General features: G+C 69.2%; 18 protein-coding genes. 5 read left to right on the forward strand and 13 right to left on the reverse strand.

What is annotated here, in order from left to right; translation table 11 throughout:
• Window positions 1-35: 35 nt before the first annotated feature.
• From OG510_RS12235 to OG510_RS12270, 8 genes are all read right to left on the reverse strand, one after another.
• Window positions 36-641, reverse strand: coding sequence for a response regulator transcription factor (locus tag OG510_RS12235; RefSeq protein ID WP_406136798.1), 606 nt, complete (start codon window positions 639-641; stop codon window positions 36-38).
• The gene (locus OG510_RS12240) at window positions 638-1,804 is read right to left on the reverse strand and encodes a sensor histidine kinase (RefSeq protein ID WP_406136799.1); all 1,167 of its coding nucleotides are present in this window, start codon (window positions 1,802-1,804) and stop codon (window positions 638-640) included. The genes OG510_RS12235 and OG510_RS12240 overlap by 4 nt, the downstream gene beginning before the upstream one ends.
• Window positions 1,801-2,541, reverse strand: a complete 741-nt coding sequence (locus OG510_RS12245) for an ABC transporter permease (RefSeq protein ID WP_406136800.1) — start codon at window positions 2,539-2,541, stop codon at window positions 1,801-1,803. The genes OG510_RS12240 and OG510_RS12245 overlap by 4 nt, the downstream gene beginning before the upstream one ends.
• Window positions 2,538-3,461, reverse strand: coding sequence for an ABC transporter ATP-binding protein (locus tag OG510_RS12250; protein ID WP_406136801.1), 924 nt, complete (start codon window positions 3,459-3,461; stop codon window positions 2,538-2,540). The genes OG510_RS12245 and OG510_RS12250 overlap by 4 nt, the downstream gene beginning before the upstream one ends.
• 164 nt (window positions 3,462-3,625) lie before the next feature.
• Window positions 3,626-5,713, reverse strand: coding sequence for a hypothetical protein (locus tag OG510_RS12255; protein ID WP_406136802.1), 2,088 nt, complete (start codon window positions 5,711-5,713; stop codon window positions 3,626-3,628).
• A 164-nt stretch (window positions 5,714-5,877) separates the two neighbouring features.
• A complete protein-coding gene (locus tag OG510_RS12260; protein ID WP_406136803.1) occupies window positions 5,878-6,303 on the reverse strand; it encodes a DUF6113 family protein in 426 nt (141 codons plus the stop codon).
• Window positions 6,300-7,256: an N-acetyl-1-D-myo-inositol-2-amino-2-deoxy-alpha-D-glucopyranoside deacetylase gene (gene mshB / locus OG510_RS12265; RefSeq protein WP_406136804.1), complete on the reverse strand. Its 957-nt coding sequence runs from the start codon at window positions 7,254-7,256 to the stop codon at window positions 6,300-6,302. Before mshB ends, OG510_RS12260 begins: the two co-directional genes overlap by 4 nt.
• A 130-nt stretch (window positions 7,257-7,386) precedes the next feature.
• Complete coding sequence (locus OG510_RS12270; protein ID WP_164263029.1) at window positions 7,387-7,581, reverse strand: hypothetical protein; 195 nt, start codon at window positions 7,579-7,581, stop codon at window positions 7,387-7,389.
• A 228-nt stretch (window positions 7,582-7,809) separates the two neighbouring features.
• On the opposite strand from OG510_RS12270, the gene OG510_RS12275 reads away from it, so the two are divergent.
• Window positions 7,810-9,945, forward strand: coding sequence for a prolyl oligopeptidase family serine peptidase (locus tag OG510_RS12275; protein WP_406136805.1), 2,136 nt, complete (start codon window positions 7,810-7,812; stop codon window positions 9,943-9,945).
• Between the two features lie 342 nt (window positions 9,946-10,287).
• The gene (locus tag OG510_RS12280) at window positions 10,288-11,433 is read left to right on the forward strand and encodes an ABC transporter ATP-binding protein (RefSeq protein WP_406142374.1); all 1,146 of its coding nucleotides are present in this window, start codon (window positions 10,288-10,290) and stop codon (window positions 11,431-11,433) included.
• Between the two features lie 22 nt (window positions 11,434-11,455).
• Here the strand turns inward: OG510_RS12280 and OG510_RS12285 are convergent, their stop codons facing one another.
• From OG510_RS12285 to OG510_RS12305, 5 genes are all read right to left on the reverse strand, one after another.
• Window positions 11,456-12,829 carry an ABC transporter ATP-binding protein gene (locus OG510_RS12285; RefSeq protein ID WP_406136806.1) on the reverse strand — a complete coding sequence of 458 codons (1,374 nt, stop codon included), beginning with the start codon at window positions 12,827-12,829 and terminating at the stop codon, window positions 11,456-11,458.
• Window positions 12,819-13,796: an ABC transporter ATP-binding protein gene (locus OG510_RS12290; protein ID WP_406136807.1), complete on the reverse strand. Its 978-nt coding sequence runs from the start codon at window positions 13,794-13,796 to the stop codon at window positions 12,819-12,821. The genes OG510_RS12285 and OG510_RS12290 overlap by 11 nt, the downstream gene beginning before the upstream one ends.
• A gap of 12 nt (window positions 13,797-13,808) precedes the next feature.
• Window positions 13,809-14,783 (reverse strand): ABC transporter permease, encoded by a 975-nt coding sequence (locus tag OG510_RS12295; protein WP_406136808.1) that lies wholly within the window; start codon window positions 14,781-14,783, stop codon window positions 13,809-13,811.
• Entirely contained in the window at window positions 14,776-15,699 is a 924-nt protein-coding gene (locus OG510_RS12300; RefSeq protein ID WP_406136809.1) for an ABC transporter permease, read from the reverse strand. The genes OG510_RS12295 and OG510_RS12300 overlap by 8 nt, the downstream gene beginning before the upstream one ends.
• Window positions 15,700-15,781: 82 nt before the next feature.
• Window positions 15,782-17,413 carry an ABC transporter substrate-binding protein gene (locus OG510_RS12305; RefSeq protein WP_406136810.1) on the reverse strand — a complete coding sequence of 544 codons (1,632 nt, stop codon included), beginning with the start codon at window positions 17,411-17,413 and terminating at the stop codon, window positions 15,782-15,784.
• A gap of 368 nt (window positions 17,414-17,781) precedes the next feature.
• Here OG510_RS12305 and OG510_RS12310 point away from each other — a divergent pair, with 368 nt between their 5' ends.
• From OG510_RS12310 to OG510_RS12320, 3 genes are all read left to right on the forward strand, one after another.
• The gene (locus OG510_RS12310; RefSeq protein WP_406136811.1) at window positions 17,782-18,816 is read left to right on the forward strand and encodes an ABC transporter permease; all 1,035 of its coding nucleotides are present in this window, start codon (window positions 17,782-17,784) and stop codon (window positions 18,814-18,816) included.
• Window positions 18,817-18,895: 79 nt separating this feature from the next.
• On the forward strand, window positions 18,896-20,662 hold the full coding sequence (locus OG510_RS12315) for an ABC transporter substrate-binding protein (protein ID WP_406136812.1): 1,767 nt from the start codon (window positions 18,896-18,898) through the stop codon (window positions 20,660-20,662).
• Between the two features lie 108 nt (window positions 20,663-20,770).
• On the forward strand, window positions 20,771-21,751 hold the full coding sequence (locus OG510_RS12320; RefSeq protein ID WP_406136813.1) for an ABC transporter permease: 981 nt from the start codon (window positions 20,771-20,773) through the stop codon (window positions 21,749-21,751).
• Window positions 21,752-21,790 lie beyond the last annotated feature (39 nt).

Below are 21,790 nucleotides of genomic sequence, written 5' to 3' on the forward strand. Positions count from 1 at the left end.
GGGGCTCAGGAGACCGCGGCCGGACCGCGGCCGGATCAGAGCCAGCCCTTCTCGCGCGCGATCCGTACGGCCTCGGCCCTGTTGCGAGCCGTCAGTTTCTGGATCGCCGTCGAGAGGTAGTTGCGGACGGTGCCCTGCGACAGGTGCAGCGCCGCGGCCAGCTCCGCGTTGGTCGAGCCGTCCGCCGCCGCGCGCAGCACGTCGCGCTCCCGGTCCGTCAGCGGGTTCGCGCCGTCCGAGAGCGCCGCCGCGGCCAGGGTGGGGTCGATGACCCGTTCCCCGTCGAGCACCTTCCGTACCGCGGTGGCCAGCTGGGCCGCGGGGGCGTCCTTGACCAGGAAGGCGTGGGCGCCGGACTCCATGGCCCGGCGCAGATAGCCGGGGCGGCCGAAGGTGGTGAGGACGACGACCTTGAGCGCGGGCAGCTCGCGGTGGAGCTGGGCGGCCGCTTCGATGCCGGTCATGCCGGGCATCTCGATGTCGAGCAGCGCGACATCGACGGACCGGTCCCGGGCGGCGGCCAGGACCTCGTCGCCGCGGGCCACCTGGGCCACGACCTCGAAATCGGGCTCGAGGCCGAGCAGCGCGGCCAGAGCCTCCCGGACCATGGCCTGGTCCTCCGCGAGCAAGAGCCTGATCATGCACCGGATCCTATGGGGACGCGGACGGTGAGGGTGAAGCCAGGACCGGCCTGGGTATCGAGGGTGCCGCCGGCCTTGGCGAGGCGCTCGGCCAGGCCGATGAGCCCGTTGCCGTGCGGACCGGCCGCCGCGCCCCTGCCGTTGTCACGCACCACCAGTTCGAGGCTGCGGCCGTCCAGGGTCTGCCGGGCGCCGAGCGCGACCGTGCAGTGGCGGGCGCCGCTGTGGCGTACGACATTGGTGATGCCCTCGCGCAGCGCCCAGGCCAGGACGGCCTCCCGCTCCTCGTCCAGGTCGGCGCCCTCGAAGTCCGCGGGCACGTCGACGGGGACGTCGGCCACGATGCCCGCGGCCGAGAGCGCGGTGCGGGCGCCCGCCAGTTCGCCGGGCAGGGTGGGCCGCCGGTAGCCGGTGACCGCTTCCCGTACGTCCGTCAGCGCCTGCCTGCTGACCTGCTCGATGTCCGCGACCTGCGCGGCCGCCTGCCCCGGGTGGTCCGGGAGCATCCGGCCGGCCAGCTCGGACTTGAGCGTGATCAGCGACAGGGAGTGGCCGAGCAGATCGTGGAGGTCGCGGGCCATCCGCAGCCGCTCCTCGTTCGCGGCGAGCTGGGCGACCGTGGCGCGGGCCTCCTTCAGCTCGACCGTCGTACGGATCAGCTGCCGTACCCCGGTCATCGCGAATCCGCCGAGCAGGGTGGGGATGAGCAGCGGCCCGGCCTGCTGCTCCAGATCACCGCTGCGGACGGCGAGGAGACAGAGCAGCACCGTGGACCCGAGAATCCCCCAGCTGGCCCGGCGCAGCGGCAGGACCGCGCCGCAGTTCACGGCGACGTACACGAAGAGCACGAGCCAGGGGGAGCCGAGGGCGAGGTTGAGCCCGACGGCGATGACGCCGAGGGCGGCGGCCAGGGCACTGCTGACGTACTCGGGATGGCGTGAGCGGCTGGTGTGCCGGAAGACCATGACGAGATACGTGCCGACGAAGACGACCAGCCCGGCCCAGCCGAGCACCTGCTCGGCGGCCGAGTAGCGGCCGTCGAGCAGTGCGTTCAGCGGGGTGCCCAGGAAGACCAGCCAGATGCCGATCCAGAGCATCTTCCTGGCGGCCTCCCGGCGGTTCTCGGGTACTCGGCCGATACCGACCGCTCTTTCCTCCTTCACGCCTTCAGTGTGTCCTTCCGGTACAGCCAGGCGGCGCCGCCCGCGAAGATCAGGAAGTACACGAAGAGGATGGCCACGTCCTTGATGTGCGGGGCGTTGCCCACCTCGATGGACTGGCCGAGACCGGCGTACGCGTGGGTGGGCAGCCACTCCGCGATGTTCTGCAGCCACGTCGGGAAGGACGTCGTGGGCAGCCAGAGGCCGCCGAGGATGGACAGGCCGAAGTAGATGATCATCGTGATCGGCCGGACCGCGTCACCGCTGGCGATGTATCCGATGGCGACCCCGAGCGCGGCGAAGACCAGGCTGCCGGCCCAGATGACCCCGGTCAGGGCGAGCCACTGCCAGGCGTCGAACCGGACGCCCTTGGCGAGCGCCGCCACGATGAAGACGACGACGATGCACGGCAGCGTGACCACCGCCGCACTGCCGATCTTCGCGATGACATAGCCGCGGCCCGGCAGCGCGGTGAGGCGCAGCTGGCGCACCCACCCCTTCTCGCGCTCCTTGGCGATGCGCTCACTGTTGCCCATGAGGACGGCGGTGAGCGCGCCGAAGGAGGCCATCGCGACCACGTAGAAGTTCTGCAGGGTGAGGCCGGTGCCGCCCACCTTGTCGGTCGACGACGCCCCGCTCGCGATGATCAGGTAGAGCATCGAGGGGTAGAGGATCGAGAAGAACATGAACTTCTTGTTCCGCAGGGTCCGGGTGATTTCGAGCTTGACCAGGGTCCTCATGCTGCTTTGGCCTCCTCGGCCTCGGTGATGGCGACGAATGCCTGCTCAAGGCCGAGGCCCGCGACTTCGAGATTGCGGGGGTAGAGCCCGAGTCCGTACAGCGCGTGGACGGTGGCGTCGGCGTCGGACGACTGGATACGGACGGTGCGGCCCGACACGTCGAAGGCCGTCAGGAACGGGAGGCCGCGCAGCGCGCCCTCGTCGATGGCGCCCTCCAGGTCGAAGGCGATCCGCCGGGCACCGGCCTTGGCCTTGATCTCGGACGCGGTCCCGTCGGCGAGCAGCCGGCCCTTGTGGAGGACCAGCACCCGGTCGGCGATGGCGTCCGCCTCCTCCAGGTAGTGCGTGGCGAAGAGGACCGTACGGCCCTGGTCGGCCTGTTCACGCATGGTGGCCCAGAAGGCGTGCCGGGCGGAGACGTCCATCCCGGTGGTCGGCTCGTCGAGGACGATCAGGTCGTTGTCCCCGGCTGTCGCCAGCGCGAAGCGGACGCGCTGCTCCTGGCCGCCGGAGAGCTTGTTGACCATGCGGTCGGCGATCTGGGTGATGCCGGCGCGGTCGAGCACATCGGCGACCGGGCGCGGGTGGCGGTGCAGATCGCAGGCCAGCTGGACCAGCTCGCGGACCTTGACCTCCTCCATCAGGCCGCCGCTCTGCAGCATCGCGCCGACGCGGCCGTCCCTGATGGCCTGCTCGGGGGTGGTGCCGAAGACCCGGACGGTGCCCGAGTCGGCGTTGCGCAGTCCGAGCAGGAGGTCGAGCGTCGACGACTTGCCCGCCCCGTTGGGGCCGAGGAGTGCGACGGTCTCGCCGGGGTGCAGATCGAGGGTGAGGTCGGCCACGGCGCGTACCTGGCCGTAGGTCTTGTTCACCTGCTCGAAGCTCGCCACGGTGGTGGGCGGTGCGGTCGTCTTCGTCATGGGAACAGCGTCGCTCACCGGAGGTGCCCCGCGGCAGAGCCGCCTGTCGTGAGTCGACGATGACAGATGTCATAGGGGATTCATGACGGGCTGTGCCACAGCGCGGCCCCCGCCGATGTGGTCGGCGGGGGCCGGGTTGCCGGTACGGCGTGGCCGCGGCCCGGTCAGCTCGGGTTGAGGCTGATCGTGGCGACGCGCTCGGCCGGCGTCTTTCCGAGCAGCGCGGTCTGCATGGCCTGTGCCACGTCGGTCGACGAGACCTGGTGCTTCTGGCCGTCGCCCTTGGTGATCATGATGCCGTCGAAGACACCTTCGAGCAGCTGGTTGATCGCGGTCCGGTTGTAGACCTGTTCGAGCCTGCCGTTGACGGGCTTCATGGAGAGGATCTTGGGGAGCGACTTCTCCGGGCCGAACTGGATCTGCTTGTTGCCCGCCTTGATCGTGATCAGGCCGGACATCGCGGGCTTGGCGAAGTCCTTCATAGCCCGGTCGATCTCGGCCTGGGAGATCGTCGGCTGCCGTGCCACGACCGGGAGTTGGACGGTGTGCGGCTGCCCGGTCTGGACCTGTGCACGGAACGCGTCCCGGACGGCGACCATCGACTTGTTGACGTCCAGCGCCTTGCCCGCCTTGCCCGGTTCGGGAACGGCCTTGCCCGGCTCGAACTTGATCGTGCCATCGGACGCGGAGCCCGACGCACCCGCAAGGTCCGTGAGCGCGACGCCGAGCTTCTCGTTGTCGGTGGGCAGGACCGGCTCGACCTGGCGTTGGCCGCCGAAGAGCGAACCGATCACCGAGACGGGGTTGTAGTCACTGCCGGCGGCACCGCGCACGGTGGCCTGGGTGTCCAGGGTGAGCCCCGCCGTGGCCGGCCTGAGCTCGGTCCTGCGGCCGTCGACGCTCAGCTGGATCGGGGAGTTGACCCGGGTGCCGAGCGTGCTGTCGAGCTTGTTGACGGCCTCGTCCCGGGTGCCGCCGCCGATGTCGACGCCGAGCACGGTGGTGCCCTTGGGTACGTCGGAGTGGTTCATCAGCAGCCCCGCGCCGTACGCCACACCGGCGAGCACCACGATGCCGACACCGATGAGGCCCAGCTTCGAGCGGCCCTTCTTGGCCGGCGCGGCGGACCGGACCGGAGCGGGCGCCGGGGTGGGGACCACGCCCGGGTGCTCGGACGGACCGGCGGGGCCGGACGGGCCCGACGGGCTGTACGGCGAGGGGCCGTCGGAGAGCCGCGGCGCCCCGTCGTGGTGGTCCATGCCAGGAACCGGGCCCGTACCGCCGCCGGGGCCGGGCGGGAACGGTGCACGGCGGTCGGACGACGCCACCGGGACACCGCTGCTGAGGGTGGACCCGGAGACGTTGCCGCCTGCGGGCGGGCCGCCCTGGCCGCCGGTGCCGGTGCCGAACTCCGGTGCGGGCTGCTGCGGTGTCAGTACGGCGGTGTCGTCCGACAGCGGCGTCCCGGCGCCCCCGAAAGTGGCGGGGCCGTCGCCGAGCGGCGGGGTCAGCGGGCTGGTGCCGGTCGCGGGGCCGGTGGTCGGCCCGGAGGGGCCGGCGAGCCCGGCGGAACCGAGCGGCCCGAGCGAGCCGAGCGCCCCGGGAGGACCGGAGGGCGCGGACATACCGGAGGTACCGGACACACCGGATGTACCGGCCGTTCCGGATGTGCCAGGTGTACCGGGCGCGCCCGTACCGCCGGTGCCCTGCTGCGGCCGCTCGGCGAAGTACGGCAGGTCGGAGCGGGGGCCGCCGCCGTCCTGCGCCCCGGGTCCGCCCGGCCCGGACGGCGCACCGGAACGCGGCGCTCCGATCGACCCGTCGGGACCGGAGGGCGCGGCGGGCGCCGAGGGCACGGAAGGAGCGGACGGCGTCGCGGGCTTGCGCGGCGCGAACCAGTCGCTGGTGGGCCGCTCGGCCGGCGGCTCATCGGGCTCCGGCTCCGGGTCGGGCTCGGGCGGCAGGGACATCGCGCTCGTGCGCTCCTGGTCGGAGCGGCCGTCGACCGGCTCGCTCTCCCCCATGGGCGTCCGCATGACGACCGGCGGAATCGGCCGCGAGCCAGGGATGTTGATCCGGATACGCGTCGTCAGCGTGGTCTCGGTCCTCGGCTCGTCCGGCTGCGGCTCGGGGGCCGGCGCTGCGGCGTCCTCAGAAGACTGGCGGGTTCCGTACGGCGGCGTACCCGAGGGGTACGCGGCCCCGCCACGCCCCTGGGCGCCGGTGGACGAACTGTCAGTTTCACGACTCAAGGCAGGTTCTCCCGGTTGGCTCCGCCGCCCGTTCTTACTTGTGCGGGAGGTTCGGCGGCGCGCACCACCATACTGGGCACGGCGCGATCGCACCCCCCACCCAGCGGAATGCAACGTTCCGACCGGCCCGCGGCCGCGCCCGGTTCACCGGGCGAAGCGGCACATCACTTGCCAGGTCGGGCGGAATCCGGCCCCGGCTGCGGCACTTTGCGCACGGTGGCGCAGATCACAGCGGCCACCATCCCGCCCAGCAGGAAGACGTACGACCCCGTGCCCGCGGCGAAGACGAAGTCGCCCTCGGGGCGGGTGGCGGTCAGCAGCATGACGGCGACCAGCCAGCCGACGGCGGGGGCGCCGACCCCGATCGCCGTCCCGGTCGCCACCCGGCCCCCGTAGAAGACGGCCGCACTGCCCAGCAGGGCGAGCACCAGACCGCCGGGGGACCAGCCGCTCTGTACGAGCGCCCCCGCGAGACCGGTCAGCGCGCCGAGGACGACCAGCCCGAAGTAGGCAGCGATACGGCGGGGGTTCAGCGGCGCCGCGAGGCCGGTGCCCGCGCCCGCGCCCGTACGACCCTGGTTCATGCTCATTCGTCCGCTCCTGTGCTGCCCGACGTGGTGCTCGTCGTCGTGCTCGCTGCGCTGCCCGGTGCGGCGCCCACCGCGACGCCCGCGAAGAGATCCGTCTCGCGCTCGCCTTCCGGTGCGCCCGAAGCGCCCCGCACCAGTTCGTAGTACTCACGGGCGAAGAGCGGCTGCCCCAGGTCGTTGGAGAGCGCGAAGAAGGGGCCGTCCACCGCGATCTGGGTGGCGTGCGCGCGCATCGCGGCCGACTTGGCCGCCGCGTACGCCGTGCCGTCGATCTCCGCGGTGATGACCTCGTCCTCCACGACCCCCGGCACATCGCCGATGTCCGCGACACCGGGGAAGCCGGCACCGGCCGCCCGCAGCCGGGCGAAGCCCTCCTCGGCCACCGAGCGCGGCACCCGGTTCCAGTAGATCTTCGCGATCGTGTGCGGCTCGCCCAGCTCAGGACGGAAGGCGGGCTCGGCCGCGAGTCCGGCCGCGCGCATCGCGACCCGGTGCGCCTGGATGTGGTCGGGGTGGCCGTAGCCGCCGTGGGTGTCGTACGTCACCAGGACCTGCGGCCGTACCGAACGGATCACCTCGACGAGATACGCCGCCGCCTCGTCCACCGGTGTGTTCCAGAAGGCGCCCTCGCGGCTGTTCTGCTCGACACCCATCATCCCGGAGTCCCGGAAGCGGCCGGGGCCGCCGAGGAAGCGGTGGTCGGTGACGCCCAGCTCCCGCATCGCGGCGGCCAGTTCACCGATGCGATGGGCGCCCAGACCGTCCTCGCGGTCGGACGCCAGATGTGCGAGTCCGGGCGGGATGATCTCGCCCTCCTCGCCGAGAGTGCACGTCACCAGGGTGACGTGGGCACCCTCGGCGGCGTACGCGGCCATGGTGGCGCCGTTGTTGATCGACTCGTCGTCGGGGTGCGCGTGCACCAGGAGCAGGCGCCGGTCGGGGAGGTCCGTCATGGGAACAGCCTACGAGCCGTGTGCGCTCCCCGGGCCGCCCGACCGGCGGCCCGGCCGTCCCCGCTGTCCCAGTGACCTCAGTGGCTCAGAGATATCAGCGATCTCCGTGGTCTCCGTGGTCTCCGTGGTCTCAGAACTTGATACCGCCGATCATCCCGGCCACATTGGTCGTGAGCGAGTGGATGGTGGGCGCCACGGACGAGCTGGCCAGGTAGAAGCCCAGAAGCGCGCAGACCACCGCGTGCCCCGCTTTGAGCCCCGATTTCCTGACCATGAGCACGACGATGATCGTCAGCAGCACCACCGCCGAGATCGAGAGCGCCATGACGGTTCACCTCCACTTGCGTACGGTCCAGGGGCATGCCACAACTGCCGGTAGCGTCATACCCACCTAGCGCTACGGATCATAACTATCCAGCGGCGTGCATGATCGATGCACGGCAGCACGAGGGGCGCATGGACGTACGCCCCCGGCAGAACCGGGCGGCACATGCCCGCAGTCGGATGCGGTCCACCCCGCCCCGCCCACAGGAAAGGCTCTAGGTTCGGTCGCATGACATCGAACGAACACTCCTTTCCCCGCCGGTTCGCCAGAACCCAGCGCTTCACGCTCGGTGCCCCGCGCGCCTTCACGGTGTCGCCCGACGGCGACCGGGTCGTCTACCTGCGCTCCCCCACCGGAACCGACCGGGCGAACCGGCTCTGGGTGCTCGACATCGGGCAGGGCGCACAGGAGCGCGTCGCCGCCGACCCCGAGGCGCTGCTCGGTGGCGCGGACGAGCAGCTCTCGGCCGGGGAGAGGGCGCGCCGCGAGCGGAGCAGGGAGGGCTCGGCCGGCATCGTCGGGTACGCCGTCGACGAGGCGGCCGAGCTGGCCGTTTTCGCCCTGTCGGGACGGCTGTTCACGGCCGGGCTGCGGGCGGCCGGCACCCGTGAGATCCGGGTTCCGGGCCCCGTCATCGACCCCAGGCCGTCCCCTGACGGCAGCCGTATCGCCTATGTGACCGGCGGCGCGCTGCGTGTGGTGGGCGCGGAGGGGGAGGACGACAGGGCGCTCGCCGAGCCGGAGGACGCCCACGTCACGTACGGGGTGGCCGAGTTCGTGGCGGCCGAGGAGATGCAGCGCTCGCGCGGCTACTGGTGGGCGCCGGACTCACGGAGCCTGCTGGTGGCGCGGGCCGACGACAGCGCCGTACAGCGCTGGTGGATCGCCGACCCGGCGCATCCGGAACAGGAGCCCGCGCAGGTCGGATATCCGGCGGCCGGCACCGCCAACGCGGAGGTGCGGCTCTTCCTCTACGCCCTGGACGGGACGCGTACCGAGGTGGTCTGGGACCGCGCCCGCCACCCGTATCTGGCGGCCGTGCACTGGTCGTCCGACGGCGCTCCGCTGCTGCTCGTCCAGGCCCGTGACCAGCGCAGCCAGCGCTATCTGGGCGTCGACACGGAGTCCGGCACCACCAGGACCGTGCATGTCGACGAGGACCCGGTGTGGCTCGACCTGTTCCCCGGGGTGCCCGCCTGGGCGCCCGCCGGCGGTCTGGTCCGGATCGCCGACGAGGGCGGCGCACGGGTGCTCGCGGTCGGCGACCGGCTGCTCACCGGGCCGGAGTTGCACGTTCGGGCGGTGCTGGACATCTCGGTTGACGACGTGCTGGTCTCGGCGTCCGCGGGCGAGGTCGCCGCCGCTCCCGAGACCGGTGAGATCCATGTCTACCGGGTCAACGAGCTGGGCGTGGAACGTCTTTCGGAGGGGCCAGGGGTGCACTCGGCGGTGCGCTCGGGCGGTGTCACGGTGCTCCTCTCGGCCCGGACGGAGCGTCCCGGCACGGATGTCCGGGTGCTGCGGGGCGGCAAGGAGGTAGCCACGGTCGCCTCGTACGCGGAGGCTCCGGGCCTCACCCCCCGCGTGACGTTCGCCGAGGGGGGCGCACGGAAAATTCCGTGCGCCGTCCTGCTCCCCAGCGGCCACCAGGAATCCGACGGCGCGCTTCCGGTGCTCCTCGACCCGTACGGCGGCCCGCACGGCCAGCGGGTGGTCGCCGCGCACAACGCGTACCTCACGTCCCAGTGGTTCGCGGACCAGGGCTTCGCGGTGGTGATCGCGGACGGCCGGGGAACCCCGGGCCGCTCCCCCGCGTGGGAGAAGGCCGTCAAGGGCGACTTCACGCTCACGCTCGACGACCAGGTCGACGCCCTGCACGGGCTGGCCGACCAGGGCTTCCCGCTCGACCTGGACCGGGTCGCCATCCGCGGCTGGTCGTACGGCGGCTATCTGGCCGCGCTCGCGGTGCTGCGCCGCCCCGATGTGTTCCACGCCGGTGTGGCGGGCGCCCCGGTCGCCGACTGGCGGCTGTACGACACGCATTACACCGAGCGCTATCTCGGCGACCCGGCCCAGCGGCCCGAGGTGTACGCGGCGAGCGCGCTCGTCACCGACGACGGGCTCTCGGCTCCGGAGAACCCGGCCAGGCCGCTGATGGTCATCCACGGCCTGGCGGACGACAACGTCGTCGCGGCCCACACCCTGCGGCTCTCGTCGGCGCTGCTCGCCGCGGGCCGCCCGCACGAGGTGCTGCCGCTCTCCGGTGTCACCCATATGACGCCGCAGGAGCAGGTGGCGGAGAATCTGCTGCTGCTCCAGGTCGACTTCATCCGGCGGTCCCTGAATCTGCCTGTGGCGCGCTGAGTGGAGCATGGGGCGACCGGCCGGGGCGACATGTCGCCCCGGCCGGTCCACGGCACCCGCACGGCCCCGTAGCTGCCCAGTCTGGCGGTCCCGCATATCGGCTCCACGACAGCGGAGTTGCCGCATTGTGAAAAGAACTCCGGCTGCCCGGGCCCTTGACTCGCGTCGTGGCGCCGGGCCACGCTCCGCTCAGCTGCGATGTTCCACACAGCGGGGGCAGCGGGCCGAAGAGCCCCGTACCGAAGAGCCCATAGCGCACCGCTGGCAAGGGAGTTGATGGATCAAGCCACGACCGGGCCCACCGGCCGGGGCCAGGACACCACACCGAGGAAGCGATACGACATGGCGCACGAGGCCACCATTCCCGCTCCCCGCGACAAGGCGCCCCGCCAGGGTGAGGTACTTCTCTCCGCCGAGGGGCTGACCAAGCACTTTCCCATCATGGGCGGCTTTCCCTTCAAGCGCAGGATCGGCGCGGTCCAGGCCGTCGACGGCATCGACCTCTCCCTGCACACGGGCGAGAGCTTCGGTCTTGTGGGCGAGTCGGGGTGCGGAAAGTCCACCACAGGACGGGTGCTGACCCGGCTGCTCGAACCGACCGCCGGCCGGCTCGTCTACCGGGGGCAGGACATCACCCGCGCGGGGCGGCGGCAGTTGGCGCCGATCCGCCCCGAGATCCAGATGATCTTCCAGGACCCGTACTCGTCGCTCAACCCCCGCCAGACCATCGGAAAGATCATCGGTGGCCCGATGGAGATCAACGGCATCCATCCCAAGGGCGGCCGCGAGCACCGCATCCGCGAGCTGCTCGAGATCGTCGGTCTCAACCCGGAGCACTACAACCGCTTTCCGCACGAGTTCTCCGGCGGCCAGCGCCAGCGCATCGGCGTCGCCCGCGCCCTCGCCCTGGAGCCGAAACTGATTGTCGCGGACGAGCCGGTCTCCGCGCTCGACGTCTCCATCCAGGCCCAGGTCGTCAACCTCCTCCAGGAACTCCAGCGCGAGATGGACATCGCGTTCCTGTTCATCGCGCACGACCTGGCGGTCGTCCGGCACTTCTCGGACCGGGTCGCCGTCATGTACCTCGGCAAGATCGTCGAGGTCGGCGACCGGGACTCGATCTACCAGCAGCCGCGCCACCCGTACACGCACGCGCTGCTCTCCGCCGTCCCGGAGCCCGCGCTGATCAGCGACGACGAGCGCGCCGTCCATGAACGCATCAGGCTCGCGGGCGATGTGCCGTCCCCGATCTCACCGCCGTCCGGCTGCCGTTTCCGTACCCGCTGCTGGAAGGCGCAGGACAAATGCGCGACCGAGGAGCCGCCGCTGGTACGGGTCGACGGCAGCCAGGACGGACATCTGACGGCCTGCCACTTCCCGGAGGCCCCGACGACGGAGCGCGAGTCGGAGATCATCCTCGACCCGGCGCTGCGCGAACTGGAGTCGGACCCGGGCGGTCCGGGCGCACCGGGGACGGAGAGCGTGTAGGCGCCCCGGACGGCCATGACACCTAGGCGGGCGTCGCACCCGTCGAAGGACCGGCGGGGGGCCCGGCAGGCCCGCCGCCCGGGGGCGCCGCCGGGCCCGCGGGCGTCGCGCCGGACGGCCCCGGCGTACCACCGGCGGGCCCCGTGCCAGACCCCGGCGTACCGGCAGGCCCCGGACCGGAGGACCCAGGACCGGAGGACCAGGGACCGGACGGCCCCGTGCCGGCGGCGGGTCCTGCCCCGCCCTCGTCGGACCCGCCGTTGGTGTCCGGCACGACCTGGATCTCCTCGGCGAAGTGGCAGGCCGAGTCGTGGTGCACCGGCCCCTCCGTCGTCCGGAACACCTCGGGCACCGCGAGCGCTGGTACCTCCTGCGCGCACCGCTCCTGCGCCTTCCAGCAGCGGGTGCGGAAGCGGCAGCCCGACGGCGGGTTCGCGGGCGACGGCACATCGCCGACCAGGATGATCCGCTCGCGTGCGTCCCGCGCCTCGGGGTCGGGCACCGGGACCGCCGAGAGCAGCGCCTGGGTGTACGGGTGGGTGGGGTGCTCGTAGATCTCCGCGTCCGAGCCGACCTCCACGATCCGCCCCAGGTACATCACCCCCACCCGGTCGGAGATGTGCCGGACGATCGACAGGTCGTGCGCGATGAACACGTACGCCAGGTCGAACTCCTTCTGGAGCCGCCCCAGCAGGTTGATGACCTGGGCCTGTACGGACACGTCGAGCGCGGACACCGGCTCGTCGGCCACGATGATCTCGGGGTTGAGCGCGAGGCCGCGCGCGATGCCGATGCGCTGTCGCTGGCCGCCGGAGAACTGGTGCGGATAGCGGTTGATGTACTCCGGGTTGAGCCCCACGACGTCCAGCAGGTCCTGGACCTTGCGCCGCCGGTCGCCCTTGGGCGCCACCTCGGGGTGGATCTCGTACGGCTCCCCGATGATGTCGCCGACCGTCATCCGCGGGTTCAGCGAGGTGTAGGGGTCCTGGAAGACCATCTGGATGTTGCGGCGTACGGCCTTGAGGGCGCGGCCGGACATCTTGGTGATGTCCTCGCCCTTGTACCGGATCGAACCGGCCGTCGGCGCCTCCAGGTTGACCAGCATCCTGGCCACGGTCGACTTGCCGCAGCCGGACTCCCCGACGACGCCGAGCGTCTCGCCCTGGCTGAGCGCGAACGACACCCCGTCGACGGCCTTGACCGCGCCGACCTGCTTCTTGAAGAGGATGCCCTGGGTGAGCGGGTAGTGCTTGACCAGGTCGCGGACCTCGAGGATGGGCTCCTTCTCGTGGAAGGCGACCTCGGCGTGCGACTTCTCCATCAGGTCGCGCCGGGCCTCGGCCTCGTCACGCGCCTCGTCACGTGCCGCGTGGCGCCGCGAGTGGTCAGCGTGCATTGAGCGTCTCCTTCCAGAAGTGGCAGGCGCTCCGGCGTTCCGGGGACACTTCGTACAGCGGAGGTACGTCGGTACGGCACACCTCCTGGGCCAGCGGGCAGCGGGGGTTGAAGGCGCAGCCGGGCGGGATGTGCAGCAGGTTCGGGGGCAGGCCCTTGATCGCGTAGAGCTCCTGGCCCTTCTGGTCGAGACGCGGGATCGATTCGAGCAGGCCCTTGGTGTACGGGTGGGCCGGGGCCTTGTAGATCTGGTGGACCGGTGATGTCTCCACGATCCGGCCCGCGTACATCACCGCGATCTTGTCCGCGACGTCCGCCACCACGCCCAGGTCGTGGGTGATCAGGATGAGCCCCATGTTGAACTCCCGCTGGAGTTCGGCGAGCAGGTCCATCACCTGCGCCTGCACGGTCACGTCGAGTGCGGTGGTCGGCTCGTCCGCGATGATCAGGTCGGGCTCCAGGGCCAGCGCCATGGCGATCATGATGCGCTGGCGCATCCCGCCGGAGAACTGGTGCGGGTACTGGCCGACCCGCTCCTTGGCCGCCGGGATCCGCACCGTGTCCATCAGCTCGACGGCCCTGGCCTTGGCGTCCTTGCGGGACATGCCCTTGTGGACGGTGAACATCTCACCGAGCTGCTCGCCGACGCTGAGCACCGGGTTGAGCGAGGAGAGGGCGTCCTGGAAGATCATCGCCATCTTCGCGCCACGGATCTTCCGCCGCTCCTCCTCCTTGAGCTTGAGCAGATCCTGTCCCTGGAAGAGGATCTCGCCGCCCGCGATCTTCCCCGGTGGTACGTCGAGGATGCCCATGATGGCCTGGGCGGTCACCGACTTGCCCGAGCCGGATTCGCCGAGGACGGCGAGCGTCTCGCCGGAGTCCACCGTGTAGTCGACGCCGTTCACCGCCTTCGCGACCCCGTCGCGGGTGTGGAACTCCACGTGCAGATCGCGTACTTCGAGCAGCATGGTCCGGACTCCTCAGCGCAGCTTGGGGTCGAGGGCGTCGCGCACCGCGTCGCCGAGCATGATGAAGGCGAGCACGGTGATCGCCAGGGCACCGGCCGGCCAGAGCAGCATGTGCGGGGCGTTGCGGATGTACGGCGAAGCGGCGGAGATGTCGATGCCCCAGGAGACGGTGGGGGGCTTCAGGCCGACGCCGAGGAAGGACAGGGTCGCCTCCAGCGAGATGTACGTACCGAGTGCGATGGTCGCCACGACGATCACCGGGGCGACCGCGTTCGGCGCGATGTGGCGCAGCAGCATCCGGGAGTTGGAGGCGCCGAGCGCCCGCGCGGCCTGGACGTAGTCGTTCTGTTTGGCGGTGATGACCGAGCCGCGCGCGATACGGGCGATCTGCGGCCAGCCGAGGAGCACCATGAAGCCGATCACGGGCCAGACGGTGCTGCTGGTGACCACGGACAGCAGCACCAGACCGCCGAGCACCACCGGGATGCCGAAGAAGATGTCGGTGATACGGGAGAGGATCGCGTCGCCCGCGCCGCCGAAGAAGCCCGCGAGACCGCCCAGGACGCTGCCGATGAGGGCCACCCCGACGGTCGCGCAGACACCGACCGTCACGGACTGACGGGCGCCGTAGACGGTACGGGTGTAGACGTCGCAGCCCTGTCCGGTGAAGCCGAAGGGGTGTCCGGGCTGGGGGCCTTCCTGGGCCTTGTCCAGGTTGCAGGCGAGCGGGTTCTGGTCGGCGATGAGCTGGGGCCAGATCGAGATCACCACGAGGAACAGGATGATCAGCCCCGAGATGATGAAGATCGGGTTGCGGCGCAGATCGCGCCAGGCGTCCGACCAGAGGCTGCGGGCCTGTTCGTCGGGGCCCGGCCCGCCGTCGCCCCGCTGGTTCTCCAGCGTGGTGCCCTCGCTCATGGCGAGGTCCGTGGCCCCGCCGGCCCCCGCCGCGGAGATGGCTTCGTCGGAATTCTGCGGCTCAGGCATACCGGATCCTCGGGTCGAGAACGGCGTAGAGGAGGTCGACGATGAGGTTCGCCACCAGGAAGACGATGACGAGGACGGTGACGAAGCCGACGACGGTCTGGCTGTTCTGGCGGACGATGCCCTGGTAGAGCTGGTAGCCGACGCCGTGGATGTTGAAGATGCGCTCGGTGACGATGGCACCGCCCATCAGGGCCCCGATGTCCGTACCGATGAAGGTCACGACGGGGATCAGCGAGTTGCGCAGCAGGTGCCGGATGATGATGCGGCGTCTCGGGAGCCCTTTGGCGGTGGCGGTTCTGACGTAGTCGGCGCGCCGGTTCTCCGCGATCGAGGTGCGGGTCAGCCGGGTGACGTACGCCAGTGACACGGACGCGAGGACGAGCCCGGGGAGGATCAGCTCGTTGAACGGGGCCTCAGGCGAGACGGCGGGCTTGATGAGCCCCCACTTCACCCCGAGGAGCAGCTGGGCCAGCAGGCCGGTGACGAAGGTCGGTACGGAGATGACGATCAGGGTGAGCAGCAGGACGGTCGAGTCGACCGGGCGGCCGCGCCTGAGCCCCGTGATCACACCGAAGGCGATGCCGATGATCACTTCGAAGATGATGGCGACGATGGTGAGCCGGATGGTGACGGGGAAGGCGCTGCCCATCAGGTCGGTGACCTTCTGACCGTTGAACGCGGTCCCGAAGTCTCCGGTGAAGACGTTGCCCATGTAGGTCAGGTACTGCTGCCACACGGGCTTGTCGAGGCCGAACTCCCTGCGCAGCTGGGCGGCCGTCGCGGGGTCGCAGGCGCGGTCGCCGCAGAGGCCGGCGACCGGGTCGCCCATCACGTTCACCATCAGGAAGATCAACAGCGTCGCGCCGATGAAGACCGGGATCATCTGCAGCAGACGCCTGATCACATAACGTCCCATGAGGGGCTCCGGGGGTCGTCGTTCCGGGAAGATTCAAGGGCCCGGCGCGCTGGGCGCACGCCGGGCCTCGCTTCCTCAGGCGTCAGTGGACCTTGATCTCGTTGTAGACCGGCACGCTGAACGGGTTCAGCGCGACGTTCGAGACGCGGTCGGAGTAGCCCGCGCTGCCGTTCTGGTACCAGAGCGGGATGGCGGGCATGTTGTCCTTGAGCACCCCTTCGGCGTCCTGGAACTTCTTGACGGCTTTCGCCTTGTCGGTCTCCGCGTTGGCCTGGTTGACGAGCGTGTCGAACTGCTTGTTCGTCCAGTGGCCGTCGTTGGACGAGGCGTTGGTGTAGTACAGCGGCTGCAGGAAGTTCTGGATGAGCGGGTAGTCCATCTGCCAGCCGGCCCGGAACGGGCCCGTCATCTTCTTCGCGGTGATCTGGTTGCGGAAGTCGGCGAACGTACCGATCGGGTTGCCGACACACGCCTTGTCGTTGCCGAGGGTGTTGTTGATGTTGTTGCAGATGGCGTCGACCCACTCCTTGTGCGAGCCGGTGTCCGCGTTGTACGAGATCTTCAGCTGGCCGCCGGGGATGCCGCCGCCCTCCTTGACCAGCTTCTTCGCCTCGGTGGGGTTGTACGTGCAGGCGGCGCCGCAGAGCCCCGCCTTGTATCCGCCGCTGGCGCCGAGGACCGGGGACGTCCAGTCGGTGGCCGGGGTCCTGGTGTTCTGGAAGATCGTCTTGGTGATCTGCGGGCGGTTGATCGCCATCGAGAGCCCGACCCGCACCTTCTTGGCGCCCGCGGTGTTCCACTCGGGGCGGTAGAAGGGGAACGCGATCGTCTGGATGATGCCGGCGGGGGTGTTGATGTAACGCCCGTTGAGGTCGGCCTTGACGTTCTTGAGCTGCGCGGCGGGGACGTCATCGACCAGGTCGAGGTTGCCCGCGGTCAGGTCGGTGTAGGCGGTGTTGTTGTCCGTGTAGACCTTGAGGTCGACGCCGCCGTTCTGCGCCTTGTCGGGGCCCGGGTACTTGCTCCACTTGCGCAGGCTCATCTTCGAGCCCTTGGTGTACGACTGCACGGTGTACGGGCCGTTGCCGATCGGCTTGGACAGCCAGGCGGAGTGGTTCTTGTAGAACGCCGTGGGCAGCGGGGCGAAGGCCGGGTAACCGAGCGTGTCCGGGAACGTGGAGAACTTCTGGTTCAGCTTCACCGTGAAGGTGTTGTCGTTGACCACCTTGAGCCCGGAGAGCTTGGTCGCCGTGGCCTTGCCCGAGTCGGGGTGGACCTTGTCGTAGCCGTCGATGTAGGCGAAGAAGTAGGCGTCCTTCTGGTTGTTCTTCAGATCCGCGCCGTAGTTCCAGGCGTCGACGAAGGACTTGGCGGTGATCTTCTCGCCGTTGCTGAACGTCCAGCCCTTCTTGAGCGTGATCTTGAAGTTGACCGAGTCGCTGGTCGTGACGCCGGACGCCAGCATGTTCTCGGCCTTGCCGGTCTTCGGGTCGTACTTCTTGAGGCCCCGGAAGATCATGTCGAGGACCTTGCCGCCCTGGACCTCGTTGGTGTTCGCCGGCTCCAGCGGGTTCTGCGGATCGCCCCAGGAAGAGCTGAGTACTCCGTTCGCCCCGCCACTTCCGCCGCTGCTTCCTCCGCCGCCGCAGGCCGTCGCCGCGAGGGCGACGGCGACCGCGCATGCGGCCCACTTGGCGTGTGTGGCTCCGCGCATGGAGTGCCTCCTCTAGGTCCTAAATACCGCTTAGGGCCCAATATCACTGGATAGCAGCACCAATGCACCTTCTCTACGGCCGTCTGTGTCCATCCGTCACCAGAAACGCCCGGATGCCCCGCATAACGAAATGGACACACCTTTGACCGGACGCAGCTGTCCGAGATCGCATGATTTGCGGTTTTCGTAAATCCGATGTCCACCCAGAGGTCATCTTTTTTCTCTCAAAACAAGGTCAAGAACCTAAAGACCAGGTGTGGAGTTGCTACGCGCATTGACCGTTGTCAACTCGATTGATTGGGTCCGTTCCAACCCCTTAGCTCCTCCTGCCCGGAGGATGCCGCTTTCCGTACGGGGACAGGAGTTCGATGACCACGCCATCCCCGGCCCCCCTCGTTCCGGTGGACACCACTGCCACCGATATCGTTGAGGGGTCCCGGCAGCCCGACAGCCCGAACAAGGGCGCCGACGCCCGGAGCCCGAGCCAACTGGCTTGGCGGCGTTTCAAGCGCGACAAGACAGGCTTCATATCCGCCTGCATCGTCGTGTTCTTCTTCGTGATCGCCATTGCCGCACCGCTGATCGCGAAGCTGTACGGGAAGAACCCGTACGACACGTACGGCCAGGACAACCCCGGGCTGCTCAACGGTTTCGGCTATCCGGTCAAGCCCAACGGCGGCATCAGCAGCGACTACTGGTTCGGCCTCGAGCCGTCGCTGGGGCGGGACGTCTTCACGTTCCTGCTCTACGGAATCCGCACCTCGCTGATGATCGCCGCAGCGATCACGATCCTCCTGACCGTCGTCGGTGTGGTCGTCGGCATCACCGCCGGCTATCTGGGCGGCAAGACGGACTACTTCATCGGCCGGATCATCGACATCCTGCTGTCGTTCCCGTCGACGCTGTTCTTCATCGCCTTCATGCCGGTGATGTACGGGCTCTTCGTGGGCCCGGACGACGACATTCCGACCTCGCTGCGAGCGATCTCGCTGATCATCGTCCTCGCGGGCTTCGGCTGGGCTTCGATGGCACGTCTGCTGCGCGGGCAGGTACTGGCCCTGCGTGAACGGGAGTTCGTCGAGGCGGCCAAGGTGACCGGCGCATCCCCTGCGCGGATCATCTTCAAGGAGCTGCTTCCGAACCTCTGGACGCCGATCCTGATCCAGTCCACCCTGGCGCTGCCCGCCATGGTGACCGCGGAGGCGGGTCTCGCCTTCCTCGGTGTCGGCATGATCGACCCGACCCCGGACTGGGGCGTCATGATCGCGCGTGGTTCGTCCTACTACACGGACGACATCACCTTCATGCTCTTCCCGGGCATCTCCATGGTCATCTTCGTGCTCGCCTTCAATCTGCTCGGCGACTCGGTACGCGACGCGCTCGACCCCAAGTCGAAGCGCTGACCTCCGCTCCAACAGCCCGGCCGCTGTGGTCCGGCCTGTCGCACCTGCCTCGTCCACCGATCCCAAGGACCGATACGCCATGTCTTTCTCCCGTAGAAACTTCCTCATCGCCACCGGGGTGGCAGCCGCCAGCTCCTCCGTCCTCAGCGCATGCAGCGGCGGCGGTGGCGGCGGCGACGGCAGTGGTGGCAAGGACACCCCGAACGTCAGCAAGGGCAACATAGGCAAGATCGAGGTCGGGACCAAGGCGGACTCCACCGGCCCTGCCCCCGAGGTCCAGGGCGCCTCCAAGGGCGGCACCGTCTATACGATGGACCTGATCGACAACGACCACCTGGACCCCGCGCAGGTCTGGGAGGCCTATACGGGCTGGTGCACATCGATCATCATGCGCGGCCTGGTCGGCTACAAGGTCGCGGACAACGGCACCACCACCCTCGTGGGCGACCTCGCCACCGACGCCGGCACGATGAAGGACGGCGGCAAGACGTGGTCCTTCACGCTGAAGGACGGCGCCAAGTGGGAGGACGGCTCCGACGTCACGATCGAGGACGTCCGCCACACCTTCGAGCGGCTCTTCGCCAGCTTCATCACGTACGGCCCGCGCTACCCGCAGACCTGGCTCGTCGGCGGTGACAAGTACAAGGGCCCGTACGAGGGCAAGCACCTGGACTCGATCGAGACCAGCGGCAAGACCGTCACCTTCCATCTCAATGAGCCGCGCGGCGACTTCAACTTCATGCTCGGCATGCGCGCCTTCTCCTTGGTGCCGAAGAAGCACGACACCAAGGAGGACTACGACAAGAAGCCGTTCTCCTGCGGTCCGTACAAGATCGACAGCCGTCAGGTCGGCAAGTCGATGACGTGCTCGCGCAACCCGCACTGGGACGCCAAGACCGACCCGATCCGTAACGCCTACCCGGACATGTTCAAGTTCCAGTTCGGCTTCCAGGCACTGGCGTCAACAGACCGTTACATCGCGAACCAGGGCAACGACCAGCACACGGTGTCGCTGACCAATGAGGTCGCCCCCGAGCGCATCCAGCAGGTGCTCGGCGACGCGAAGCTGAAGAAGCAGGTGCTGACGCACCTCGACACGGCGACCTACTACTACGCGATCAACACCACGCGCATCAAGGACGTCAAGGTCCGCCAGGCGCTCAACTACGCGTGGCCGCTGCAGCAGACCCAGCTGATCCGGGGTGGCACCGCTTCCTCCGAGATCGCCACCACGATCATCAGCCCGCTCACCCCGGGACACAGCAACTTCGACCTCTACGGCAAGAAGGCCAAGCCCACCGGTGACCCGGTCAAGGCCAAGGCACTGCTGAAGGAGGCGGGCAAGCTCGGGCAGAAGGTCGTCATCGCCTTCCAGCAGTCCGACAACGCCGTCAAGCAGGCCGTCGCGATCAAGAACGCGCTCACCAAGGCGGGCTTCACCCCGGTGACCAAGCAGGTCGACAAGACGACCTTCTACACGCAGATCGCCCAGCTCGACAACACCTACGACATGTTCTCCGCCGGCTGGTCCGCGGACTGGCCGGGCGGCTACACCGCTCTGCAGCCCACCTTCGACGGCCGCGTGATCGCCAACGGTTCCTCGAACTGGCCGCAGCTGAACAACGCGAGCGTCAACAAGGCCATCGACGCCGCAGCCAAGATCACCGACCCGGAAGCGGCCGACAAGGCATTCGGCGCCATCGACCGCCAGATCATGGAACTGGCGGCTGTCGTCCCGGACTACTGGCCGATCCGGAACTGGATGCACGGCTCCAAGGTCGGCGGCCTGGTCTATGACCTGGGCAACACCGGCATCTCGCTGACCAAGCTCTACATCAAGGCGTAGCACGTCATCCGGGGGAGGGCGGCCCGATCGGCTGCCCTCCCCCGGCCCCGGCCCTTCCCCGCTCCCTACACCTCGGCGACGGCGCCCCACTCGGAAAGTCACGACCCCATGCTTCGATTTCTTCTCCGCCGCGTGACCGGCGCTATCGTCATCCTGCTGGTCATCAGCGCCATCGTCTTCTACCTCTTCTACGCGATCCCCCGTGACCCGGCACGCATGGCCTGCGGCAAGACCTGCACGCCCGAGCTGCTCACTCAGATCCGGCACAACCTGGGCATTGCCGACCCGATGCCCGTCCAGTACTGGCACTGGCTGGTCGGCATCTTCGCGGGCCGTGACTACGGGAACTACGGCCACTGCCCGGCCCCCTGCCTCGGTTACTCCTTCACCAACCGCCAGCCCGTCCTCGGCACGATCCTGGACCGGCTGCCGCTCACGATCTCGCTCGCGCTGGGCTCCGCCGTCTTCTTCCTCGTCATCGGTGTCGGCGCCGGCATGATCGCCGCCGTCAAGCAGGGCAAGGCGCTCGACAAGATCGCCAGCTCCGTCTCGCTGCTCGGCTCCTCGCTGCAGATCTACTTCGTCGGCTACATCGCGATGTTCATCCTGGTCCAGCAGATGGGGCTGCTCGACCAGCCCTCGTACACGCCGATCACGGAAAACCCGGTCAAGTGGGCGTCCGGACTGCTGCTGCCATGGCTGGTGCTCTCCATCATCTTCACGGCGAACTACACGCGTATGACGCGCTCGCAGCTGGTCGAACAGCTCACCGAGGACTACGTCAGAACGGCGCGCGCCAAGGGCCTCTCCCGGGCTTCGGTCTTCTTCCGCTTCGCCTGGCGCGGAGCCATGGGGCCCATCGTCACCATCTTCGGTATCGACCTGGGCACGCTGATCGGCGGCGCGATCATCACCGAACAGGTCTTCAGCATCCAGGGGATCGGCCAGCTCGCGGTGCAGTCCGTCAACAGAAGCGATCTGCCCATGCTCCTGGGTGTCACGCTCGTGGCAGCCGCGGCGATCGTCTTCTTCAACATCTTCGTGGACGCCATCTACGGCCTCATCGACCCGCGGATCCGTCTCGCCTGACCCGCTCCCGCCGCCTTGCCCCACCCCCGATCCCCGCAA

Origin of the sequence: Streptomyces sp. NBC_01089 (assembly GCF_045162975.1) — a bacterium.
Taxonomy (GTDB): domain Bacteria; phylum Actinomycetota; class Actinomycetes; order Streptomycetales; family Streptomycetaceae; genus Streptomyces.